Annotated in this window: 19 protein-coding genes and 1 pseudogene; 5 read left to right on the forward strand and 15 right to left on the reverse strand. The window is 24.4% G+C overall.

Features of this window, described 5'->3' with window-relative positions:
- Positions 1-58: 58 nt before the first annotated feature.
- The gene (locus BRSU_RS12665; RefSeq protein WP_048595971.1) at positions 59-1,642 is read left to right on the forward strand and encodes an aryl-sulfate sulfotransferase; all 1,584 of its coding nucleotides are present in this window, start codon (positions 59-61) and stop codon (positions 1,640-1,642) included.
- Between the two features lie 31 nt (positions 1,643-1,673).
- Entirely contained in the window at positions 1,674-2,576 is a 903-nt protein-coding gene (locus tag BRSU_RS12670; protein ID WP_048595972.1) for a cysteine hydrolase family protein, read from the forward strand.
- A gap of 70 nt (positions 2,577-2,646) precedes the next feature.
- Here the strand turns inward: BRSU_RS12670 and BRSU_RS12675 are convergent, their stop codons facing one another.
- Positions 2,647-3,099: a DIP1984 family protein gene (locus BRSU_RS12675; protein WP_048595973.1), complete on the reverse strand. Its 453-nt coding sequence runs from the start codon at positions 3,097-3,099 to the stop codon at positions 2,647-2,649.
- Between the two features lie 67 nt (positions 3,100-3,166).
- Between BRSU_RS12675 and BRSU_RS12680 the strand changes: the two genes are divergently transcribed.
- Positions 3,167-3,589 carry a hypothetical protein gene (locus BRSU_RS12680; RefSeq protein ID WP_048595974.1) on the forward strand — a complete coding sequence of 141 codons (423 nt, stop codon included), beginning with the start codon at positions 3,167-3,169 and terminating at the stop codon, positions 3,587-3,589.
- A gap of 348 nt (positions 3,590-3,937) precedes the next feature.
- On the opposite strand, the gene BRSU_RS12685 is transcribed toward BRSU_RS12680, so the two are convergent.
- The 11 genes and pseudogenes from BRSU_RS12685 to BRSU_RS12725 form a co-directional block, all read right to left on the reverse strand.
- Positions 3,938-4,621 (reverse strand): HAD family hydrolase, encoded by a 684-nt coding sequence (locus BRSU_RS12685; RefSeq protein WP_048595975.1) that lies wholly within the window; start codon positions 4,619-4,621, stop codon positions 3,938-3,940.
- A 373-nt stretch (positions 4,622-4,994) separates the two neighbouring features.
- A complete protein-coding gene (locus BRSU_RS12690; protein ID WP_048595976.1) occupies positions 4,995-5,198 on the reverse strand; it encodes a hypothetical protein in 204 nt (67 codons plus the stop codon).
- 9 nt (positions 5,199-5,207) lie between these two features.
- Positions 5,208-5,291 (reverse strand): annotated as a pseudogene (locus BRSU_RS15055) (tetratricopeptide repeat protein); the annotation flags it as partial.
- A 293-nt stretch (positions 5,292-5,584) separates the two neighbouring features.
- Positions 5,585-6,487: a radical SAM/SPASM domain-containing protein gene (locus tag BRSU_RS12695; RefSeq protein ID WP_342446852.1), complete on the reverse strand. Its 903-nt coding sequence runs from the start codon at positions 6,485-6,487 to the stop codon at positions 5,585-5,587.
- Positions 6,488-6,835: 348 nt separating this feature from the next.
- Complete coding sequence (locus BRSU_RS14920; protein ID WP_053082770.1) at positions 6,836-7,165, reverse strand: hypothetical protein; 330 nt, start codon at positions 7,163-7,165, stop codon at positions 6,836-6,838.
- Positions 7,166-7,186: 21 nt separating this feature from the next.
- Complete coding sequence (locus tag BRSU_RS14925) at positions 7,187-7,438, reverse strand: hypothetical protein (RefSeq protein ID WP_053082771.1); 252 nt, start codon at positions 7,436-7,438, stop codon at positions 7,187-7,189.
- A 565-nt stretch (positions 7,439-8,003) separates the two neighbouring features.
- Positions 8,004-9,764, reverse strand: coding sequence for an aspartate--tRNA ligase (gene aspS / locus BRSU_RS12705; RefSeq protein WP_048595978.1), 1,761 nt, complete (start codon positions 9,762-9,764; stop codon positions 8,004-8,006).
- A 207-nt stretch (positions 9,765-9,971) separates the two neighbouring features.
- Positions 9,972-10,514: a ComF family protein gene (locus BRSU_RS12710; protein ID WP_083997917.1), complete on the reverse strand. Its 543-nt coding sequence runs from the start codon at positions 10,512-10,514 to the stop codon at positions 9,972-9,974.
- Positions 10,507-11,007, reverse strand: a complete 501-nt coding sequence (locus BRSU_RS12715; RefSeq protein ID WP_048595979.1) for a hypothetical protein — start codon at positions 11,005-11,007, stop codon at positions 10,507-10,509. The genes BRSU_RS12710 and BRSU_RS12715 overlap by 8 nt, the downstream gene beginning before the upstream one ends.
- A gap of 135 nt (positions 11,008-11,142) precedes the next feature.
- Positions 11,143-12,141, reverse strand: a complete 999-nt coding sequence (locus BRSU_RS12720) for a hypothetical protein (RefSeq protein WP_048595980.1) — start codon at positions 12,139-12,141, stop codon at positions 11,143-11,145.
- Between the two features lie 916 nt (positions 12,142-13,057).
- On the reverse strand, positions 13,058-14,227 hold the full coding sequence (locus tag BRSU_RS12725; protein WP_048595981.1) for a tyrosine-type recombinase/integrase: 1,170 nt from the start codon (positions 14,225-14,227) through the stop codon (positions 13,058-13,060).
- 427 nt (positions 14,228-14,654) lie between these two features.
- Here BRSU_RS12725 and BRSU_RS12730 point away from each other — a divergent pair, with 427 nt between their 5' ends.
- Positions 14,655-14,846, forward strand: a complete 192-nt coding sequence (locus BRSU_RS12730; protein ID WP_047104507.1) for a hypothetical protein — start codon at positions 14,655-14,657, stop codon at positions 14,844-14,846.
- Between the two features lie 181 nt (positions 14,847-15,027).
- Positions 15,028-15,390 (forward strand): hypothetical protein, encoded by a 363-nt coding sequence (locus BRSU_RS12735; RefSeq protein ID WP_048595982.1) that lies wholly within the window; start codon positions 15,028-15,030, stop codon positions 15,388-15,390.
- Between the two features lie 167 nt (positions 15,391-15,557).
- On the opposite strand, the gene BRSU_RS12740 is transcribed toward BRSU_RS12735, so the two are convergent.
- The 3 genes from BRSU_RS12740 to BRSU_RS14250 form a co-directional block, all read right to left on the reverse strand.
- The gene (locus BRSU_RS12740) at positions 15,558-15,779 is read right to left on the reverse strand and encodes a hypothetical protein (RefSeq protein ID WP_048595983.1); all 222 of its coding nucleotides are present in this window, start codon (positions 15,777-15,779) and stop codon (positions 15,558-15,560) included.
- An 8-nt stretch (positions 15,780-15,787) separates the two neighbouring features.
- Entirely contained in the window at positions 15,788-15,997 is a 210-nt protein-coding gene (locus tag BRSU_RS12745) for a hypothetical protein (protein WP_048595984.1), read from the reverse strand.
- Between the two features lie 76 nt (positions 15,998-16,073).
- Complete coding sequence (locus tag BRSU_RS14250) at positions 16,074-18,188, reverse strand: hypothetical protein (RefSeq protein ID WP_053082772.1); 2,115 nt, start codon at positions 18,186-18,188, stop codon at positions 16,074-16,076.
- Positions 18,189-18,190: the final 2 nt, after the last annotated feature.

An 18,190-nucleotide genomic window follows, 5' to 3' on the forward strand; every position in this document is an offset into this window, starting at 1 on the left:
TTATTATTTAGAATATAAAAAAAGTTTACATTAATTATGATAATTAGGGTAATTAGAAATGAAGAGAACTACAGCATTTATAATTTTAATGATAATATTATTTTTATGTTTTTCATGTTCAAAAAAGGAAATACCGCTTCCTGATGATAAGGTAGGGGAGTTTATATTAAATCCTAATGGACAAACTCCTTTATCATTGTTATACAAGATAGAAACCAATAATAATTATCCTGTTACAGTAATAACAGAAGGAAGATTGGGAGATAAAGATATAATTTTTACTTATCCTAAAAATTACGGCTCTAATTTTGCAATACATGGGCTTTATTCAGAAAATACAAATACTGTTCATATTATTAATGGTACAAATAGAATATCTACTAATATAATAGTTGATAAACTTTCTATAGACGGACTTTATATTCCAGCTACAAACAGAGTAATAAGAGATTTAAATCCTGAAGAAAATGTGTATTTCTTTAATATTAATGATGAGAGTTCTATTACTAATTTAAAAGATAATAATGCAGAATTATATTTTGCAAGTCCTGTTATAAATAGAAGCTGGAAGGGACTTTTTTTAATGGGTGTAAGCAGAAAAGGTAATTTGCGTTATGTGAATTATTCTAACTTCTATCTTACTAATGAGATAGCAAAAGTTATAAATCAAGATAATGATATTGTTATATATGATACTATGGGGGTTAGCGATTTACTTGGAAATGCAAAACTTGATGTTACTAAATTGAATATAGGCGTTCATCATGATGTTATAAGAAAAAAATCTGACAGTAATTATATAATGCTTGCTAATTCCGAGTGGGGCGTTGAAGATAGAATTTGCGAAGTTGATAGTAATGGAAATTTAATAAGAGATTTATATGTCGGCGATTTAATCAAAAAGATAGTTAATAAAAATGGCGATGAGGCAGAAAAAGAGTATTTAAAAAAATTAATATTCGATGAAGATAATAAATATTACAGCATAGGAAGAAAAAAAGATTTTCCTATGGATTGGGCACATTGTAATTCTTTAGTTTATGATGAGTCTAATGATATACTTTATTTATCTGTAAGAAGTTTAGCTGTTATGGCAGTTGATTACAGTGAATGGGAGCTTATTTGGTATATGGCTGATGATACATTAGATACTATGGAATCATACAATCCTTATGGCAGATATTTAAAAGATTTAAAATCATTCGATCCTTATAAGGTATTAGGTAATGGAAATACTGACGGCCCTAAAAGTCAACATGCTTTATTTTTGATATCAACTAATGTAATAGGTATGTTTGATAATCAAGGCGATGAAGATACAAATCCAAATGGCTCAAGATATGTAGAATATAAAATCACTGGTTCTCATGGTTCTTGGAAGGCTGAAAAAATATATGAATACAAAACAGAAGATAAATTATATTCTCATTATATATCAGACATAGATTTTTTAAGTAATGGAAATATGCTTCTTGATTTTGGGAACAATGCTCAGATAATAGAAGTTGATAAAGAAACGAAAGAAGTTTTTTATCATTTGAAATTCACAGTAAAGACTTGGGGTATTTATAGAATAGATAAAATGCCTTTATATTATTCCGATGACTATAAATATAGCGAGGATAGTTCTTTTATAAATTAAACGATTTTTATATTGCAGGAGTATTAGCGGTATGAGTGATGTATACGAAAAAATTGTTAATGAAAAATATATAGGAAAGGAAGTTAATCCTATCAATCAGAGTGATATATTTCATCTTGCTGATATTTATTCAAAAAAATTTAGTTTTAAAAATAATGATAATAATATAGCATTGTTAATAGTAGATACACAGAGAGATTTTATAGATCCTAAAAAAGGTTCTTTGCCTGTAAAAGGTGCTTTAAAAGATATTAAAAGAATAATAAATTTTATATATTCAAATTTAGAGGATATATCAAGAATTTATGTAACTATGGATACTCATTATTATGATTCTATATTTCATCCATATATGTGGAAGAAGCATAGTGGAGAAGATGTTGATCCTTTCACTGAAGTTACATTGGATAAAATATATAATCATGAAATTATACCATTATATAAGAAAGAGCAGATACAATATTTAAAAAAGTTAGAAAAGGCTAATGCAAGAAATCTTATAATATGGCCTTATCATTGTATTCATGGCACAGACGGTTGGCTTATAGAAAAACAACTCAATAATATGCTTTTATTTTATGAAAGGCTAAGAGAAAAAAATATACATAAAATAATAAAAGGTACTGAACGTTTAACTGAGATGTATGGAGCTGTAAAACCTGAAGTTGTTACTCCTGAAACTAGATTTTTTGATATGGCTTGGGTTTATGAATTAAAAAATTATAAATATATATATGTTTGCGGCGAGGCAAAAGATTTTAGTCTTTATGATACATTATATCAGATATGTGATGTATATTCAAGCGATAAAAATATCACTAAGAAAATTAATGTTATGATTAATTGCTGCAGTAGCATATACAATAATAAAGAAATTGAAAAAAAGTATAATCAATTACAAAAAAATTATGGAATTAATATTATAGAAGTATAATTAATATATTAAAGTTATAAAAATAGGTATGGATATTTTATCTATACCTATTTTAAATTATATATAATTATTATAAATCTGTATTCCAGTTAGCAGACTGTATCATGATATCAATATCATTAAATGCTTTTGATAATTTGTCAAATTCATTTTGTATATCTTTTACATTAACTAATACTTTCATTTTTACTTCATTTTTTGCTGTTCTAAAATCTTTACTGTTTACCTCTTTCAAAATGCTTTTATAAATATCTATTTCCCTGCTTAATTTATCTCTTATATTAATAGCTTCTGATATTGATATACCTATCTCTAATCTTGTAGTATTCTCTTTATTGCTTATTTTCATCATCAAGTCGGACAATTCATTATTTGTTTCTATATATTCTTTAATCAAATCATTGGGGTCTTCATTATTTTCATTATCTTCTTTTATGGCAACATTATTTTTAACTCTTTTCTTTAAATTATCTATTTTTTTGATATATTCCTCTTTTTTTAGCAATGCTTCTCCTAGTTTCATAAATATCTCCTATAATTATTTTGACATAAATTAATTTTGTAGTATTATATATCTATAAGGACAAAATATGAACATATTACTAAAAATTATAATAATATTTTCTGCATTTTTTATAACCAGCTGTCTTAATTTTAATACAGGTTCAGTATCATTTAATAATAATGGTATAGATGATAAATATTATGGTACTTATGAAGGATCAATAACTGTAAGAGAGAATAATAATTTGAGTTCTCAGGCATTTGCTAGTGTGGTAATAGGAAGCGGAAGTGCTATAACTATAAGAATGAATGGAAGTCTTATAAACTTTTATAATACTGCTTACAAAGAGAATATAATAAGAATTTCTGATAATGTATATAAAGTTTCTATTAATTCATCTGGATATAAATATGATTTTACTTTATCTTTCAACAATAGTTATATGAATCTTTCTTTTTATGCAAATAATAACACTTTAGGTGAAGGTAATTTAACAAAGATAAGATAAGTATAGAAAACTATTTTAGAGTTCCCGCCCTTTATGTTTTATAATTTATTTTTTAAATTTCAATCTGCATTATTTTATTATTTATTTTGAAATGTTAACGCCCGCCCAAGCTTTAATTAGATTTAAAAATTATTCCACCGCACGGTGGGCAGATTTTGAAATATAATAAAAGTTGTATTAATAACTTAATTTTATTTTTTTGTTTAGTTAACCGTGCGTTGTGATATTTTTTAAATTTAAAATCCGCTTGGGTGGGTGCTATAATTTCTAATTAGATTTTAAATATAATTAGCATTAAAATCTAATGATACAGCATCAGACTTTAAAGGGCGGGGAATGAGAATGAATTTAATTATATTTAAAATTATTTTCTATATAGTTTTTTACTTCTATTAAATCACTAAATTTTTTGTACGCTAATTCTTTTTCATCTTCCTCAGATAATAAAAGCAAATCAGGAATATAAAATCTTTTTTCTATATTAGCATTCTTGGCAGATAAAAGTCCGTTTTTAGAATCTTCTAATATTATTACATTATTTTTATCAGCATTAAAATAACTGCAGGCATTATTATATAAATGAGGATAAGGCTTAGGAAATTCTGCTTCATCTCCGCAAACTATATAATCAAATTCTTTTTTCAAATTAGTTTTCTCTAAATACAAATCAACTTTTTTTCTTATGCTTGAACTAGCTATAGCTTTTTTTATATTATTATCATTTAAAAACTTTATTAATTCATTGGCTCCCTTTTTTATATTGATGCCATCTTCTCTAACTATATTAAAAGATTCTTCTATTTGGCTTTTAATTATATCATAAAATAATTTTTCATTATTATTTGAAATTTCCATTATTGTATTTTTTATTGTATTTTCATTTGACCCTAATATTTTACTGAAAAACAATTTTTCAACATCTATATTGACATTATAATTTTTAAAAGATTTTTTCCAAGCAGCCAAACTTATAGTTTCAGTATCAAGCAGCAGACCATCCATATCGAATATTACCAAATCTAATTTATTCATATTTTATATTCCTTCAATTCTAAAAAGTAAAATTATTGATTAATTATATAATACAATTTTTTTTAATATTGTGTAGTATATATATAAACAACTATATTTTGTTAAAAATAAAATTATATTTTATATATTGGGCTTTGCACCATACCACACTTCTTTTGCGACCGGAGGAAGTGCCTGTGGTATTGCCACAGGCGAAGCCCGCCTATGGCGAGAAGCAAAAAGGCTACATTTTTGCTTTAATTTAATAAATTATCTTACAAGTAGACAAAATTAGTATTATTTAATACTAATTTTATCATCAACTTTTTTGTGGACTTCGTCAAAGTTGCAAAAAAGACATAAATGTTTTTTCAAAAATAAAAAATTAATACTTCTAACCATTTTCATCACATATTTTTATAGCAGTTTCATTACCATCTCTAGCTAAATATATAATTCTTTGTTTGTACTCTTTTTTAGATGTATCATCTGCTAAATCATAACCTTTAATAAAGTCATTATAAGCTTCTTCTATTAATTTATTATATTCTTCTTTATTTTCTGTGTTATTTGCTAATAATTGTTTTGGTAATACCATATTAAGATAAGCTTGTGCATAGTTAGGATTTAATTCTATAGCTTTATCATAATTTTTAATGGATTCTTTATATTGTTTTAAATCATCTTTAATAACCCTATATTATAATAAGCCATAGTATATTATTTGTGTACTTAGGATATTCTTCATAGTTTTCATCATATCCTTTTAAAATCATCTGTCATTTCTATAATTATATGATGCCACAATTCTTTTGAACGCTGGTATATAAATCTTTTTAAGTATAAGAATTTAGATTTATTTCTAAAGTTTTATTAAAATAAATAATAGCTTCTCATTATAATATAAATTTGATTCATATACACAATATAATTAAAAGCTATTGAATAATTAATATTTTTAATACAATGGATTCATTATAATATTTAATTTATATCTTTATTATTTTCTAAAATATTTAGTGGTAGAGACATATTTTTAAAGTTTTTTACTCTATCTTCTAATGAATATACATGATCTAATAGACCAGGAGCTTCTGCCCAATAATCACAATATTTACAAATCTTTAATTTATCTCTTCCTTTAATCATTAATTTATTTAAATTTTCATAAGTTTTTGAATTCCATATATCTTTTATAGAATTTTTACTAACATCTCCCATAGTCATTTCTCCATAAGTATCGCAGCAACATAATGAAACTTTACCGTCTGGTCTTATAGGAAAATGTACAGCAGGAATAAAACATAAAATAGGTATTGTTTTTAAAGTATCCTGTCTATTTGGGGCATTTCCAGCTCTTGAACTTAATAATTGATCTTCATCTCTCATAAACATTACTGTTTTTTCTTTATATTCTGGGTTTGATAAACAAAAATCATAAATAGTTTTATTTGTATCTTTAAATTTATTATCCTTACTATAATTATTTATCACAATTAAATCTAAATATTTATATACCTCTTTATAAGTATCCAGATTTAGAACGCTTCCATTCGTAGAAATAAATATAAAGGCTTGTGGTAGTTTAGACTTTGCTATTTTAGTAAATTCTACCATTCTATCATCTAAAAAAGGTTCATTAGTAAAAAATAAATGAACTTCTTCTTTGTATTCCATTTCAACTAAATCATCTATAATTTTATTAAATAATTCTGAAGACATTTTTTTATATTCTCTCTTTTCATTTCCAACACTAACAGGACAGAAAGAACATTTTCCATTACATCTGTTTATAGTTTCTATTAGAACAGTTTGTATTTTTCTTGTTTTATATGTATTTATTACTTTTTTATTCTGTTCATCTATATTTATACCATTATATAATATATATGGTCTTTATATTTATGTGTTAAATAATTTCTAAAAGAATTTCTATATTTTTTTATAGGTATCCACCAAACAAATTTATCTATTATGTTTTTAGTCATTATAAGTACATCCTATTAAATATAATTGTTTTAATAAAAAAAATTATTAATGATCATAACAAAATCTCATTTATAATATTTCTTATGTATAATAAACTATATTTATGTTTATGTCAATCTATTATTTTATTATAATTTTATTGTAATTTTTTATATTCTAATAATGTAAAGTAATTTTATATAATAATTTTAATATTTAACTATATTTTTTATAAGTTAATATGAATTTAAAATAGACCACTATTGTCTATATTGATTTTTCATTTTCAAACTTTAATTTTTCTAATTCATTTTTTATAGAATTCATAGTATCATTAATATGCATTTTTTCTTTATCTATATAATATGATGTTTCTTTATATTGTTTATTAACATCTTGAATAAATTTATTGATATTATCCTGTTGTTTATTAATATTTTTTTGTGTTTCTATATCTATATCAGATATAAGTTTTTTGGATTCATATTTGAATTCTTCCATTTCTTTTTTAAGGTTTTCTATATATTCCAGATTTTCTTTACTTTCGGATAAAATATTATTATTGGTAAATATACCTGCAAATGTGAATACTATCATTATTACAGATAAAAATGCAAACTAAAAACTTAAAACATTGTTTGAATTTTTCATTATTTCGGACATTGAGGATTCTAATATTTTTGTATCTAAGTTAATCACTGTATTAGTATTATTAGTTATAATAGATTGTAAATGATTAGTATAATTTTCTAATATTTTATCGAATCTTCTATCAACATTTTTGGCATGTACAAAATATATTAAGGAAAATAAAAATATTGATATTAAAAATAAAGTTATAATTGTAGATTTGATTTCTCTGTCTTTCATAAATAAACCTCATATGATTTGCTATATTATACAGCATTATGAAAATTATTAAACAATATATAAAATGTAAGTATTAAAAAATTAAAAGTATATATACTGAAAATTTTTGTTTTTAGATTTCGTCAAAGTTGAAAAACTATATATAAGTTTAATAAAATTTATTTCTGATTCCCGCCCTTTATATTTTAAAATTTATTTTTAAATTTTAATCTAAATTATTTTTATTATTTATTTTGAAATGTTAACGCTCGCCCAAGATTTAATTAGATTTGAAGTCTTCATACTGCACGCTGAGTAGATTTTTAAATATAATAAAAGTTGTATTATTAATTTAATTTTAGTTTTTGATTTGCTAACCGTGCGTTGTGATATTTTTTTAAATTTAAAATCTGCTTGGGTGGGTGCTAAAAAATCTAATTAAGTAATGAAAAAATAAAAAACTTTATTTACAAATTTAAATAATAAGACTAGAGGGTGGGGAGTGGAAATAAATTCTTAAAAAATAAAAAGCCCCACTATGTAAATATAATGGGACTTTTTTATTAATTAAATTTTATTAAAAAAATTATTCTTCTATACTCAAATGTAACTCTTCTAATTGATCAGCATCAACAGTAGAAGGACATCCGCTCATCAAGCACTGACCTTTTTGAGTTTTAGGGAATGCTATAACTTCTCTAATGCTGTCTTGTTTTTGAAGAAGCATAACAACTCTATCTATACCATAAGCCATACCGCACATAGGAGGAGCACCATATTTCAAAGCATCAAGCAAGAATCCGAATCTCAATTTTGCTTTCTCTTCGTCTATGCCTAAAAGTTTGAATATTATAGCCTGTACTTTGCTGTCATAAATACGCTGACCGCCGCCGCCTATTTCATTACCATTTAATACCAAGTCATAAGTATCGCTTCTTACTTTTAAAGGCTCGCTTTCAAGTATAGCAACATCTTCAGGTACTGGGGCAGTGAATGGGTGGTGAGTAGCTGATATTCTCTTCTCTTTATGATCATATTCAAATAATGGGAATTCTACTACCCATAAGAAATTTAATTTATCTTTATCTATTAAGTTCAATTTCTCAGCAACTTTTAATCTTAAATTACCCAAAGCATCAAATGTAACTTTTGGAGTATCAGCAACGAAGAATAATAAGTCGCCTTTTTCTGCTTTAGTAACTTCTAATATTTTCTTTTGATTTTCTTCAGAGAAGAATTTAACTATATTAGATTCAAGTCCTTTTTCAGTAACTCTCATCCAAGCAAGTCCTTTAGCTCCGAATATACCAACATATTTAGTGAAGTCATCAATATCTTTTCTGCTTAATTTCTCTCCGCCTTTAGCATTCAAACATCTTATTATAAATTTGTTGTCTAAAGCATTTTTGAATACTGCAAAATCACAGCCTCTAACAGCCTCTTCAACATTGATAAGTTTTAATTCAAATCTAGTATCAGGCTTATCGCTTCCATACATTTCCATAGCATCATAATAATTTAATCTAGGGAATGGAGTAGGTAAGTCAATACCATAAACATCTTTAACTATATTAGCAGTAACATTTTCCATAATAGATAAAAACTCATCAGTATTAAGGAAAGAAGTTTCAATATCAACTTGAGTAAATTCAGGCTGTCTGTCTGCTCTTAAGTCCTCATCACGGAAACATTTAGCTATTTGATAGTATCTGTCAAAACCGCCAATCATAAGTATTTGCTTGAATATTTGAGGAGATTGAGGCAATGCATAGAAATCTCCAGCATTTAGTCTTGAAGGAACAAGGAAGTCTCTAGCACCTTCAGGAGTACTTTTATTTAATATAGGAGTTTCCACATCTATAAAACCATTGTCAGATAAATGTTTTCTAAAAGCATTAGTAATTTGGAATCTTTTATATAAGTTATTGAATACAGTAGGTCTTCTTAAATCTAAGTATCTGTATTTAAGTCTTATATCTTCACCAGTATCAATATCATCTTCAAGTAGGAAAGGAGGAGTTTCAGAAGTATTAAGAAGCTCCATTTTTTCAACCATAACTTCAATTTCACCAGTAGGAATTTTAGGGTTAATCATTTCAGGACTTCTAGCTCTGATTTTACCTTCTACACTGATAACATATTCGCTTCTTAAATCCTGAGCGTCATTATGTGCTTCTTTGCTTATTTCAGGATTGAATACTATTTGTACGAATCCTGTTCTGTCTCTTAAATCTACGAATATTACTCCGCCATGATCTCTTCTTCTTAAAACCCAGCCTGCTAGCTTAACTTCTTTACCGATATCATCTTTTGTTAATATACCATTATAGGCACTTTTAAAACGCATATTGATTCCTCTTTTTTAGTTGATTATTTTATTGTTTAAAATTTATTATAAAAAATAAGTTGTATTTCTTTTTTGAATAAACATAATAATTATATTATAAATAGGTATAAAAATCAACAATCTAATAAAATATGTATCAATTTTTATAGTAATTTATTGACCTATATAAAAGAATAATATCATATTTATGTTTGCAATAGTTTATAATTATCTAAAAATATGATTCCTGTAACAGAAAATTAATATTTCTAAATTATAATTGAATTGAAATCCTTTAAATATTTTTATAATTTCTTTTATAGTTTCACCAGAGGCATAAACATCATCTATTAAAAGTATATTTTTATTTTTGAGTTTGTCATAATTTATTATTTCAAAGGCATCTTTAATATTTTCACTTCTCTCTTTTAGAGTTTCTAAAAATTTCTGTTCTTTTATATTCTTATTTATTTTTATAAACTCGCATTTTTCTATATCAAACTCTTTAGAAATATAATCAGCAAAAAAATCCATTACACCGTTATTTTTATTTGAAGGTACATAAAGTATAATATCAAATTTTTTATTATTTGTTTTTATATAATCAGAATAATAATTTTTTATTTGTTTTATTATATTTATAGGAAAATTGACACTCTTTTTTTTAAATGCTCTTAATTCATCTCCAAGCTCTTTATCCAAATCGCCTAATGCTGTTATAGGTATATTGTCTATACTGAATTTTTTATAAGCAGTAAAAATATTATTCATTTATTTTATCTTTTAATATTAAGTACATTATACTCGCAAAAATCCAATTTACTATTATTCCTTTATATCCTAAAATCATGCCGTTTAACCAAGTGCTAATATTGATATCAAAAATAAATGTTAGAATTACAGATGATAATCTTCCTAGTATTAAAGCAAGTAATGAGGTTAATATAAAAGATATATTTTTATTTTTCATTAAACTTATAACAATAGAAAATACTAAACCTTCAAGTATTAAAAAATATAATGTAGGTGGCATAGGCATATTTGTAAGAAAATAATTCAAAAGAGGAGATATAAAACTAAGCATTATTAAAAATATAGGATTTAATATATAAGCTCCCAAAGATAGTGCAAAGAATATAGGAAGAAATTCTGTACCTTTAAATCCGAAATAATGTGTTATAATAGGGGAAGCTAAACTTATAATGCTTAGAAGAAACAATATAAAAATATTAACATTTATTTTTTTTAAATATATAGTTCTCATAAAAATATCCTGATTAAATTATTTTCTTTTATTATACTTAATATATTTATATTTGTCAAAATTTATACTTACAGTAAAAATTAAAAATAATTATTCACACTGTATATTATGAAATTTTATAATAATCATTAAAAATTAATATATTATGGCCTCTGGATCTTTTAATTTTATTATTTTTATATTTTGATTAGTAATATTTGGATCTTTTTTTAAATAATTTATTAATTCTGTTTCTAATTGATTATTATAATAATCCTTACTCATTTTAACAGAACCGTATATGCTGAATATCTTTTTTTCAGTATCACTATATGTATTTGGACTAAAAAAATCATTTAGGACTATATGTGCTATATGTATTTGCCATATATTAATAACAAATCCTCCATGAATAAATATTTGTGTCCAATTATGTATTTTTTTTATGATCTCTATTTCAAGAGTATTTGGTACTTTGATATTTTCATTATTGAATACAAAATTTAATAGTTTATCGCCTGGTATTTTTATTAATTTCCCATTATCAGAATTTATAATATAATCTATTCCCAATATATTTTTTAGTTTTAATTCTATAGACTGTCTTATTAAAAAAACACTATTATTAAGTGCTGGTATATATGAAAATGGACTTAAATTATTTTTTAAACGTAATGAACTTATAAAAGTTTCATAACTATTTATTCTGTTTCTTAATATAGCCATTTGTGATGCTTCTATACCGTAATTAACTTCTGATTCTTCTATAATTCTTAGTATGTTGCAATATAAACTAGAATAATATTCTAAATATCCATTAAATATTTCATCTTTATAAAAATCTTCTTTATTTTTAAATTCAATTATCATTTTATAATAGTCTTCAAATACATATAACATAGCTTCAAACTGAACTTTATAATACATTGTTAGTTCTGATTTTTTTTTGAAATAAATCTTTGTATTAAAAACTTCTTTAGATATTTGCTGTAAATTATACTTCTTTTTATTTATTGGAAGTTTACTAATTCTTTTTTCCATATCAGTTTTTTCTTTTAAGTACAGATCCTCAAATAATGTAAAAAAAATTTCTTTATGTATATTTTTATCTCTATATGCTGTAAAAAAATCCATAAAATTATTATAATCGGACATATAATATTTACTCCAATTTTGTATTTAAAATATTTTGTAATTAAAAATTATTATTTCAACGAATTTTAGAATCAAAAAAATATATAGAAAGCGGTACAAGGCTTTATTTTTATTGCCAAACAAAATACAAGCAGGAATCAAACTATTTGAGAGATAGTTTTTCACACTTGTACCGCATTTCGAGCTTATTAAAATTAAAGAACAATTACTGTTATTTTTCTTCTGAGCATACAACTCTTTAGAAGATAGTATTATACCTCTATCAACTTTCATATTTTATGTCCTTATAATGCTTACAAAAGTTTCTCAGGCTTTTGTTTTTGATGCATTTCTTAATTTGGTTTGCATTTACTAATATACACAAAAATATTTTAAAGTCAACAAAAAAACATTTTTTTAAAAATTTAAAACACTGCCGTAAGCAGTGTTTTTTTAGTCAAGTATATATAAATGTATACCTAGATAAAAAAGTCCCTAAAAATAAGGCTCTACGCTTTAAATAAAGGCATTGTAATAAATACTTCAAACATCAATTTGCATTATATTATCGCAATAGCATTCAAATATTTTTTTATTTCAGGAATTATAAAAAAATAAAATCTGCATAAGTCAGTTAGTTAGTTTAAAGTCTTTAAATAATCATTAGGTTAATCTTTAACAGGTCTTTAATATATCTTTAAACTCGTATAGCAAAATGTTATTTAGCAATATAGCAAAATGTTATTTAGCAATATAGCAAAATGCTATTTAGCAATATAGCAAAATGCTATATTAACCTATATATATGCAATTTTTTTATGATACACAAATTAATATTTTCTAATATTTTTTATATTAACTAAACAGTATTATAGTTTTTACTAATCATAAAATTAGCTCGCAGGCTGTAATCTTGGCAGAGATTACAGCCTATCTTTTAAGCTCTATTAAAATCCTTTTCGATTTTTTCAAAACTGTTTAATATTTGATTCATTCTGCACGTTAAGTCTTTCCATTCTTCAAGCATATTTGTTTTAATGTCTTTTTTAATACAGTCTTTTTTCGTACTATATCTAAACTTAGCAAACGGATGATTTTCCATAGCCTCTTTTATCATTCCAGCCAAAACATAAATATATCTTGACACTGTTGTATTAATATTTTGATGACCGAGCATTTTTGATATAACATAAATGTCAGTTCCGTTTTCTGCCATGTCGGTTGCAAAGCCTCTTCTTAATGAATGACATGTAACTTTTGTATTTGTCTTTTTAGAAATGAAATGCATTATTGTGCTTATAGTATTTATATTCAAAGGCTCGCCGTTTGTTTTAATAAATAGCATATTATGTATTTTATTTCTTTGCTTTAATATAGATTTTCTTAATTTTAAATATTCAAATAGCTTAGATTTTATAGAACTAGAAAAAGAAATAATTCTTGGTTTATCTCCCTTGCTTTTATAAATAGCTATGGTATTATTATCAAAGTGAATATTGTCAATGTCTATGCAGGCAAGCTCCTTACGGCGTATGCCTGTGTTAGACATCAGCAAAAGCATGAATATATTTCTCTCATCTGCAAAACTTTCTGATTTTTCTTTTATCTTTTTTGTAATAGATAAAGTTTCATCTGCTTTTATTAATAGCTGATTTTTTACAATTATTTTTGGAGTTTTAAGCTCATCAAAAATATCAAAAAAAGTTTCGGTACTTATTTTTTTTAATTTCACTAAATACTTAAAATAACTTTTTACAGCCATAACTCTGCAGTGAATGATGTCGGCGCCGAGATTTTTATTAACTTGATAAGAGATATAGTCTTCAATGCATTTTCTGTTTACTTTATTATACAATACCGTAGTATTGTATAATAGTATATCTTTAGACAGTCTGATATTATTACTATTAAGTATTTTTTCAGACTGTACGATATTATACTGTCCGATACTGTAATAATTATAAAGAAAATTATAAAAGTTTTTGATGCTGTTTGCATAAGTATTTACTGTAGATTTTGACTTATAAAGTTTTATATATTCAAGATAATTGATTATTAAATTAGAATTATTGTTATCATATAATTTTAGATAGTCTAGCGTTTTCATAAAAACAGCTCCTTTATTATTTAGATAAAGCCTGTCTTTGAGAGACAGGCTTTTCAAATAAAAAGTTTTTTAAACTGTTTTTAATATTTTTTCTGAGCAATAATATTATCGGCTTAAATAATTTTTCATTAAATATTATTTATATTTCATTTTATCCTTCCATCGATATTTCCTTATATTTTGTATATATGGTATAGAATAAAAAATATTTTTTTAATCTGATAAAAAAATATTTTTGCTAAATAAAAAAAGGAGGGATCATGAATATTTATAAAATATTAAAGGCAATCACAGTTATTGCGAACGCCGTAATTGCCTTATACGAAATCTTCAAAGGATAAAAAATCCTTAAAAGTATCAGGCATATTAGGGTATGTCTGATACTAAAAATTATAATATTAAAATAAATAATATCAAGGAGTTGTATATGACTAATGAATTAGAAAAAAAAGAAGAGTTAAAAAAAGCACCAAAAAAATTACACTGGGCTTTTACAGCCCCAGAAGAGTGTATTAATGAAATGAAAGACTATGCAAGAAGGTACAATATGTCTTTAGGCGAATATATAGAGGCTATTCATAAAAGATATTTAGAAAGTATAGAAAATAAAAAATTATAATAGTTATTTAGTTATTGAAAATAATATTTTTTATTATAAACTTATAAACGGTAACTTTGTATTTTTTCTATATATTCTATTGTCTTTGGTGTAACATACGGTTACACCTTTTTTATTTATTTTATATTAACTTATTTATTTTTTATAAAGTATAGACAAAAAAATAAATAAGGAATAAAAAATGGAAGAAATAAAGAAAAATAAAACTAAAGATATAATGGAATTAATATTACCACATAATAAAAGTAAAAAAGTGTCATTAGGATTTTATTATTATAAAAATATTATTGAGGAAATGAAAGAATATGCCAATAAATATAAGATGTCATTAGGAGAATATATAGAGGAGATACATAATACATGCAAAAATATAAAAAATATATCTAAATTAAAAATGGAAGAAAATACAGAAAAAATTAGTTGGGTGATTTTAGTAGAAAAAAATAATTTTGATGATATTAGGAATTATGCTAAAAAATATAAAATGCGAATTGGAGAATATATAGGATATATACATAAATTATATATTTACAATATAAAATAAAAAAAGGAGGCTGAAACCTTTCTAGTTCCAGCCTTTTGACAAGCATCCATTCAGTACAAAATAAATAAAAAACTTTATCTTACTAAAAAGAAATGCTATTTCAATATAAATATTCTTATTATGGCTTTTTATTTATATATATAATAAAAAATATTAGAGATTATTAATTATTTATCCCCTTCAAACTTTGACTGATAACTTTTAAATCCAGCAAGTCCAAGCAAACCTCCCATTAAAAATGGAAGAGCTTCTCCAAGCCTAACATCTTTAGAAAAAACTAAGAAAGCTATACAAACAAGCATGACCGCTGAACCTAATAAACTTATTAAACGCATACTAGAAAGATGGCCAGTCTTGGAACAAGATATTAAATCTTTTAATGCCTTCATAATCAGTCCTATGCAATTACAGCTATAAAAAACATAACGCAGCCATAAGTTAATTTAATGAAATAATATATTGATGTTTTTTCTTTAATGAGAGCTTTTAATCTCTCTTTAAATGTTCCTTCTTTCTCATTCATAAACTTGTTATAGTATTTTACTATTTCAATGAAAGTGAAAAACACCATAGCACCTATTAAAAATATTAATATTAACTTAAACATATTTTTTATGTCTCCTTTTAGTTTATTATTAATTTTATGCAATAATTGATTTTTTATAGCTATTAACTATAAAAAATCAATTCATAACATCAAGGGTATAGTTTTTATCAGGTGTAAGATTAAAAGTTATTGTTTCTCCTAACTCTATATCTGTATCATCTTGATATCTTATAAATAGAAGATAAGAAGGAGCTTCTAATTTATCTGAATCTGTTTTTACAAAAGCAAATTTTAATGGCTTTCCTGAACTTGAAGTTATACCATCTGTATTTTTTAAATCAAAATAAGATATATTTGATAAATTAAAGTAATTTTCTATAATGGGACTGTAGAAAGCTATTAGATAACCTACATCTCCCTCTTTTCTAATATATTGCCCTTTTAATTTTACTGTATTATTTTCCTGTTCTAATCTAAGGTGATAAAAATTGATTTTCTTTTGAATATTCATAAAACCATAAGAACTTGCAAATATATTAGTATCCTGATTTTTTAATACTCTATTTTTTATATTAAGAGTTAATAGGCATATAGTATCTGGAGCAATATCTTCTAAAGTCTCATTTTTTATAACTAAAGTATTCATAGAATTGATACCATTAGTTATTCTAAATCTAGATTTAATTTGTAATGGTTTCGTTTCTATTAAATCAAAATTAATATTACCTTCTTTATCAATTGGAGGATTTTCTTGCAATTCTTTTAGATTAGTTATGGATTCCCAAACTATTTCACCTTCTAATGAATCATAATAAGTTTCTTCAGTATCAGATACCGTTTTAAAAAATTGATTAATGATACTATAAAGTTTATATAAATTAGTATCTTTTTGATATAGATATAAAAGTACATCTGATTGAAAAGAAAGAACTGATTTAAAAATAATAAAATAATTATCATCTATTTTTTTTATAGCTATTGTTTGTTTTTCACCTGCTATAAAATCTATGGTTTCAGGTATTTCTACTTTAAACTTTGGAAAATCATAAATAGGTTTTTCTTCTGGTTCTGTTGGTATTTCTGGTTCAGTAGGCTCTGTAAATTCTGAATCAAAATCTCCGTTATATGAATCGCTTAACGCTTCTATAGCATCCTGCACAGTTTCTATTACTTTTTCTTTTACTTCTACTTCTGCATTTTTGTCAGGAGTCAAATCGAAAGTTATTATTTCATTTTCTCCTATAGCTGAACCATCCTGATTTGATATCTTTAAATAGTAGGTAGTAGATTCATTATTATATCTAATAAATCCAAACTTTTTAGGCTTTCCTGAACTTGAAGTAATACCGTCAGTATTGATTAGCTCATCCCTGCTGCCTATGATATTAAAATAATTTTCTAATATTGGACTGTAGCATATTAATGAAGCATTATTGATGTATCTATATGCCCCAACAAATTTTATTTTATTTTCATATCTTATTAATTCTAGTCTAAGGAAAGGGTTTTGAAAATTATTGCTAAAAAATATATTTCTGTCTAACCTATTGAATACCCTATTTTTTATATTAAAATAAATATTATAATTACCTTCTTGAATTATTTTACTTGGGTTATCAGGAGCAGGATATTCTTTAGGCATTACAATAAACATCAATGAGTTATTGTAAATAGTAAGATATAATTCAAAATCTTTTTCTCCAATCTGAGATATTATAAACTCTTCTTTATGCAGATTAGAAGTTGTTATATTATCAATAGTAAAGAATTGAGAAAGTACGGAGTACATTCCTGCTAAAGTACGAAATCCATTAATAGATGAAACTATCCCTGCAAATGCCGTGTTACAATAATAATTAGATAATGTGGATGTAGATTTAAATCTATATGTTCCATCGTATTGTTTTTCTATAACTGCAGAATGTTCTTGACTTCCTTTTTCATCAAAAAATCTTATATAATATTTTTCGCTTATATCTAATTTAAACTTCGGAAAATTATATTTTATATATTTAAGCTGAGCATTTTGATTATCAAAGTATATACTAGATGCATTAAGAGAATTATTTGTTATTATTTTATCTAATATATCTTTTAATTCTTTGATATTAGATACAGGAGCTTCATTAGGTTTTCCGCCTTTTAACTTTTCTATATTTGCTATTGTCTGATTATGATCCTCAGCAAATACAATTTCACCATCCTGCAGGGCTGGCACTTCTTTATAGTTTTCAGGTTTTTCTAAAGACATAA

The sequence above is a fragment of the Brachyspira suanatina genome (assembly GCF_001049755.1).
Lineage (GTDB): Bacteria > Spirochaetota > Brachyspiria > Brachyspirales > Brachyspiraceae > Brachyspira > Brachyspira suanatina.

Coding starts and splice junctions, on each gene's coding strand:
- BRSU_RS12740 (WP_048595983.1), bottom strand. CDS start 15,779: ATGAAGGCATTAAAAGATTTAATATCTTGTTCCAAGACTGGCCATCTT.
- BRSU_RS12710 (WP_083997917.1), bottom strand. CDS start 10,514: ATGAATAATATTTTTACTGCTTATAAAAAATTCAGTATAGACAATATA.
- BRSU_RS12715 (WP_048595979.1), bottom strand. CDS start 11,007: ATGAGAACTATATATTTAAAAAAAATAAATGTTAATATTTTTATATTG.
- BRSU_RS12735 (WP_048595982.1), top strand. CDS start 15,028: ATGGAAGAAATAAAGAAAAATAAAACTAAAGATATAATGGAATTAATA.
- BRSU_RS14925 (WP_053082771.1), bottom strand. CDS start 7,438: ATGAAAGACAGAGAAATCAAATCTACAATTATAACTTTATTTTTAATA.
- BRSU_RS12665 (WP_048595971.1), top strand. CDS start 59: ATGAAGAGAACTACAGCATTTATAATTTTAATGATAATATTATTTTTA.
- BRSU_RS12680 (WP_048595974.1), top strand. CDS start 3,167: ATGAACATATTACTAAAAATTATAATAATATTTTCTGCATTTTTTATA.
- BRSU_RS12725 (WP_048595981.1), bottom strand. CDS start 14,227: ATGAAAACGCTAGACTATCTAAAATTATATGATAACAATAATTCTAAT.
- BRSU_RS14920 (WP_053082770.1), bottom strand. CDS start 7,165: ATGATAGTATTCACATTTGCAGGTATATTTACCAATAATAATATTTTA.
- BRSU_RS12685 (WP_048595975.1), bottom strand. CDS start 4,621: ATGAATAAATTAGATTTGGTAATATTCGATATGGATGGTCTGCTGCTT.
- BRSU_RS12730 (WP_047104507.1), top strand. CDS start 14,655: ATGACTAATGAATTAGAAAAAAAAGAAGAGTTAAAAAAAGCACCAAAA.
- BRSU_RS12690 (WP_048595976.1), bottom strand. CDS start 5,198: ATGGTATTACCAAAACAATTATTAGCAAATAACACAGAAAATAAAGAA.
- BRSU_RS12745 (WP_048595984.1), bottom strand. CDS start 15,997: ATGTTTAAGTTAATATTAATATTTTTAATAGGTGCTATGGTGTTTTTC.
- BRSU_RS12670 (WP_048595972.1), top strand. CDS start 1,674: ATGAGTGATGTATACGAAAAAATTGTTAATGAAAAATATATAGGAAAG.
- BRSU_RS12720 (WP_048595980.1), bottom strand. CDS start 12,141: ATGTCCGATTATAATAATTTTATGGATTTTTTTACAGCATATAGAGAT.
- BRSU_RS14250 (WP_053082772.1), bottom strand. CDS start 18,188: ATGTCTTTAGAAAAACCTGAAAACTATAAAGAAGTGCCAGCCCTGCAG.
- BRSU_RS12675 (WP_048595973.1), bottom strand. CDS start 3,099: ATGAAACTAGGAGAAGCATTGCTAAAAAAAGAGGAATATATCAAAAAA.
- aspS (WP_048595978.1), bottom strand. CDS start 9,764: ATGCGTTTTAAAAGTGCCTATAATGGTATATTAACAAAAGATGATATC.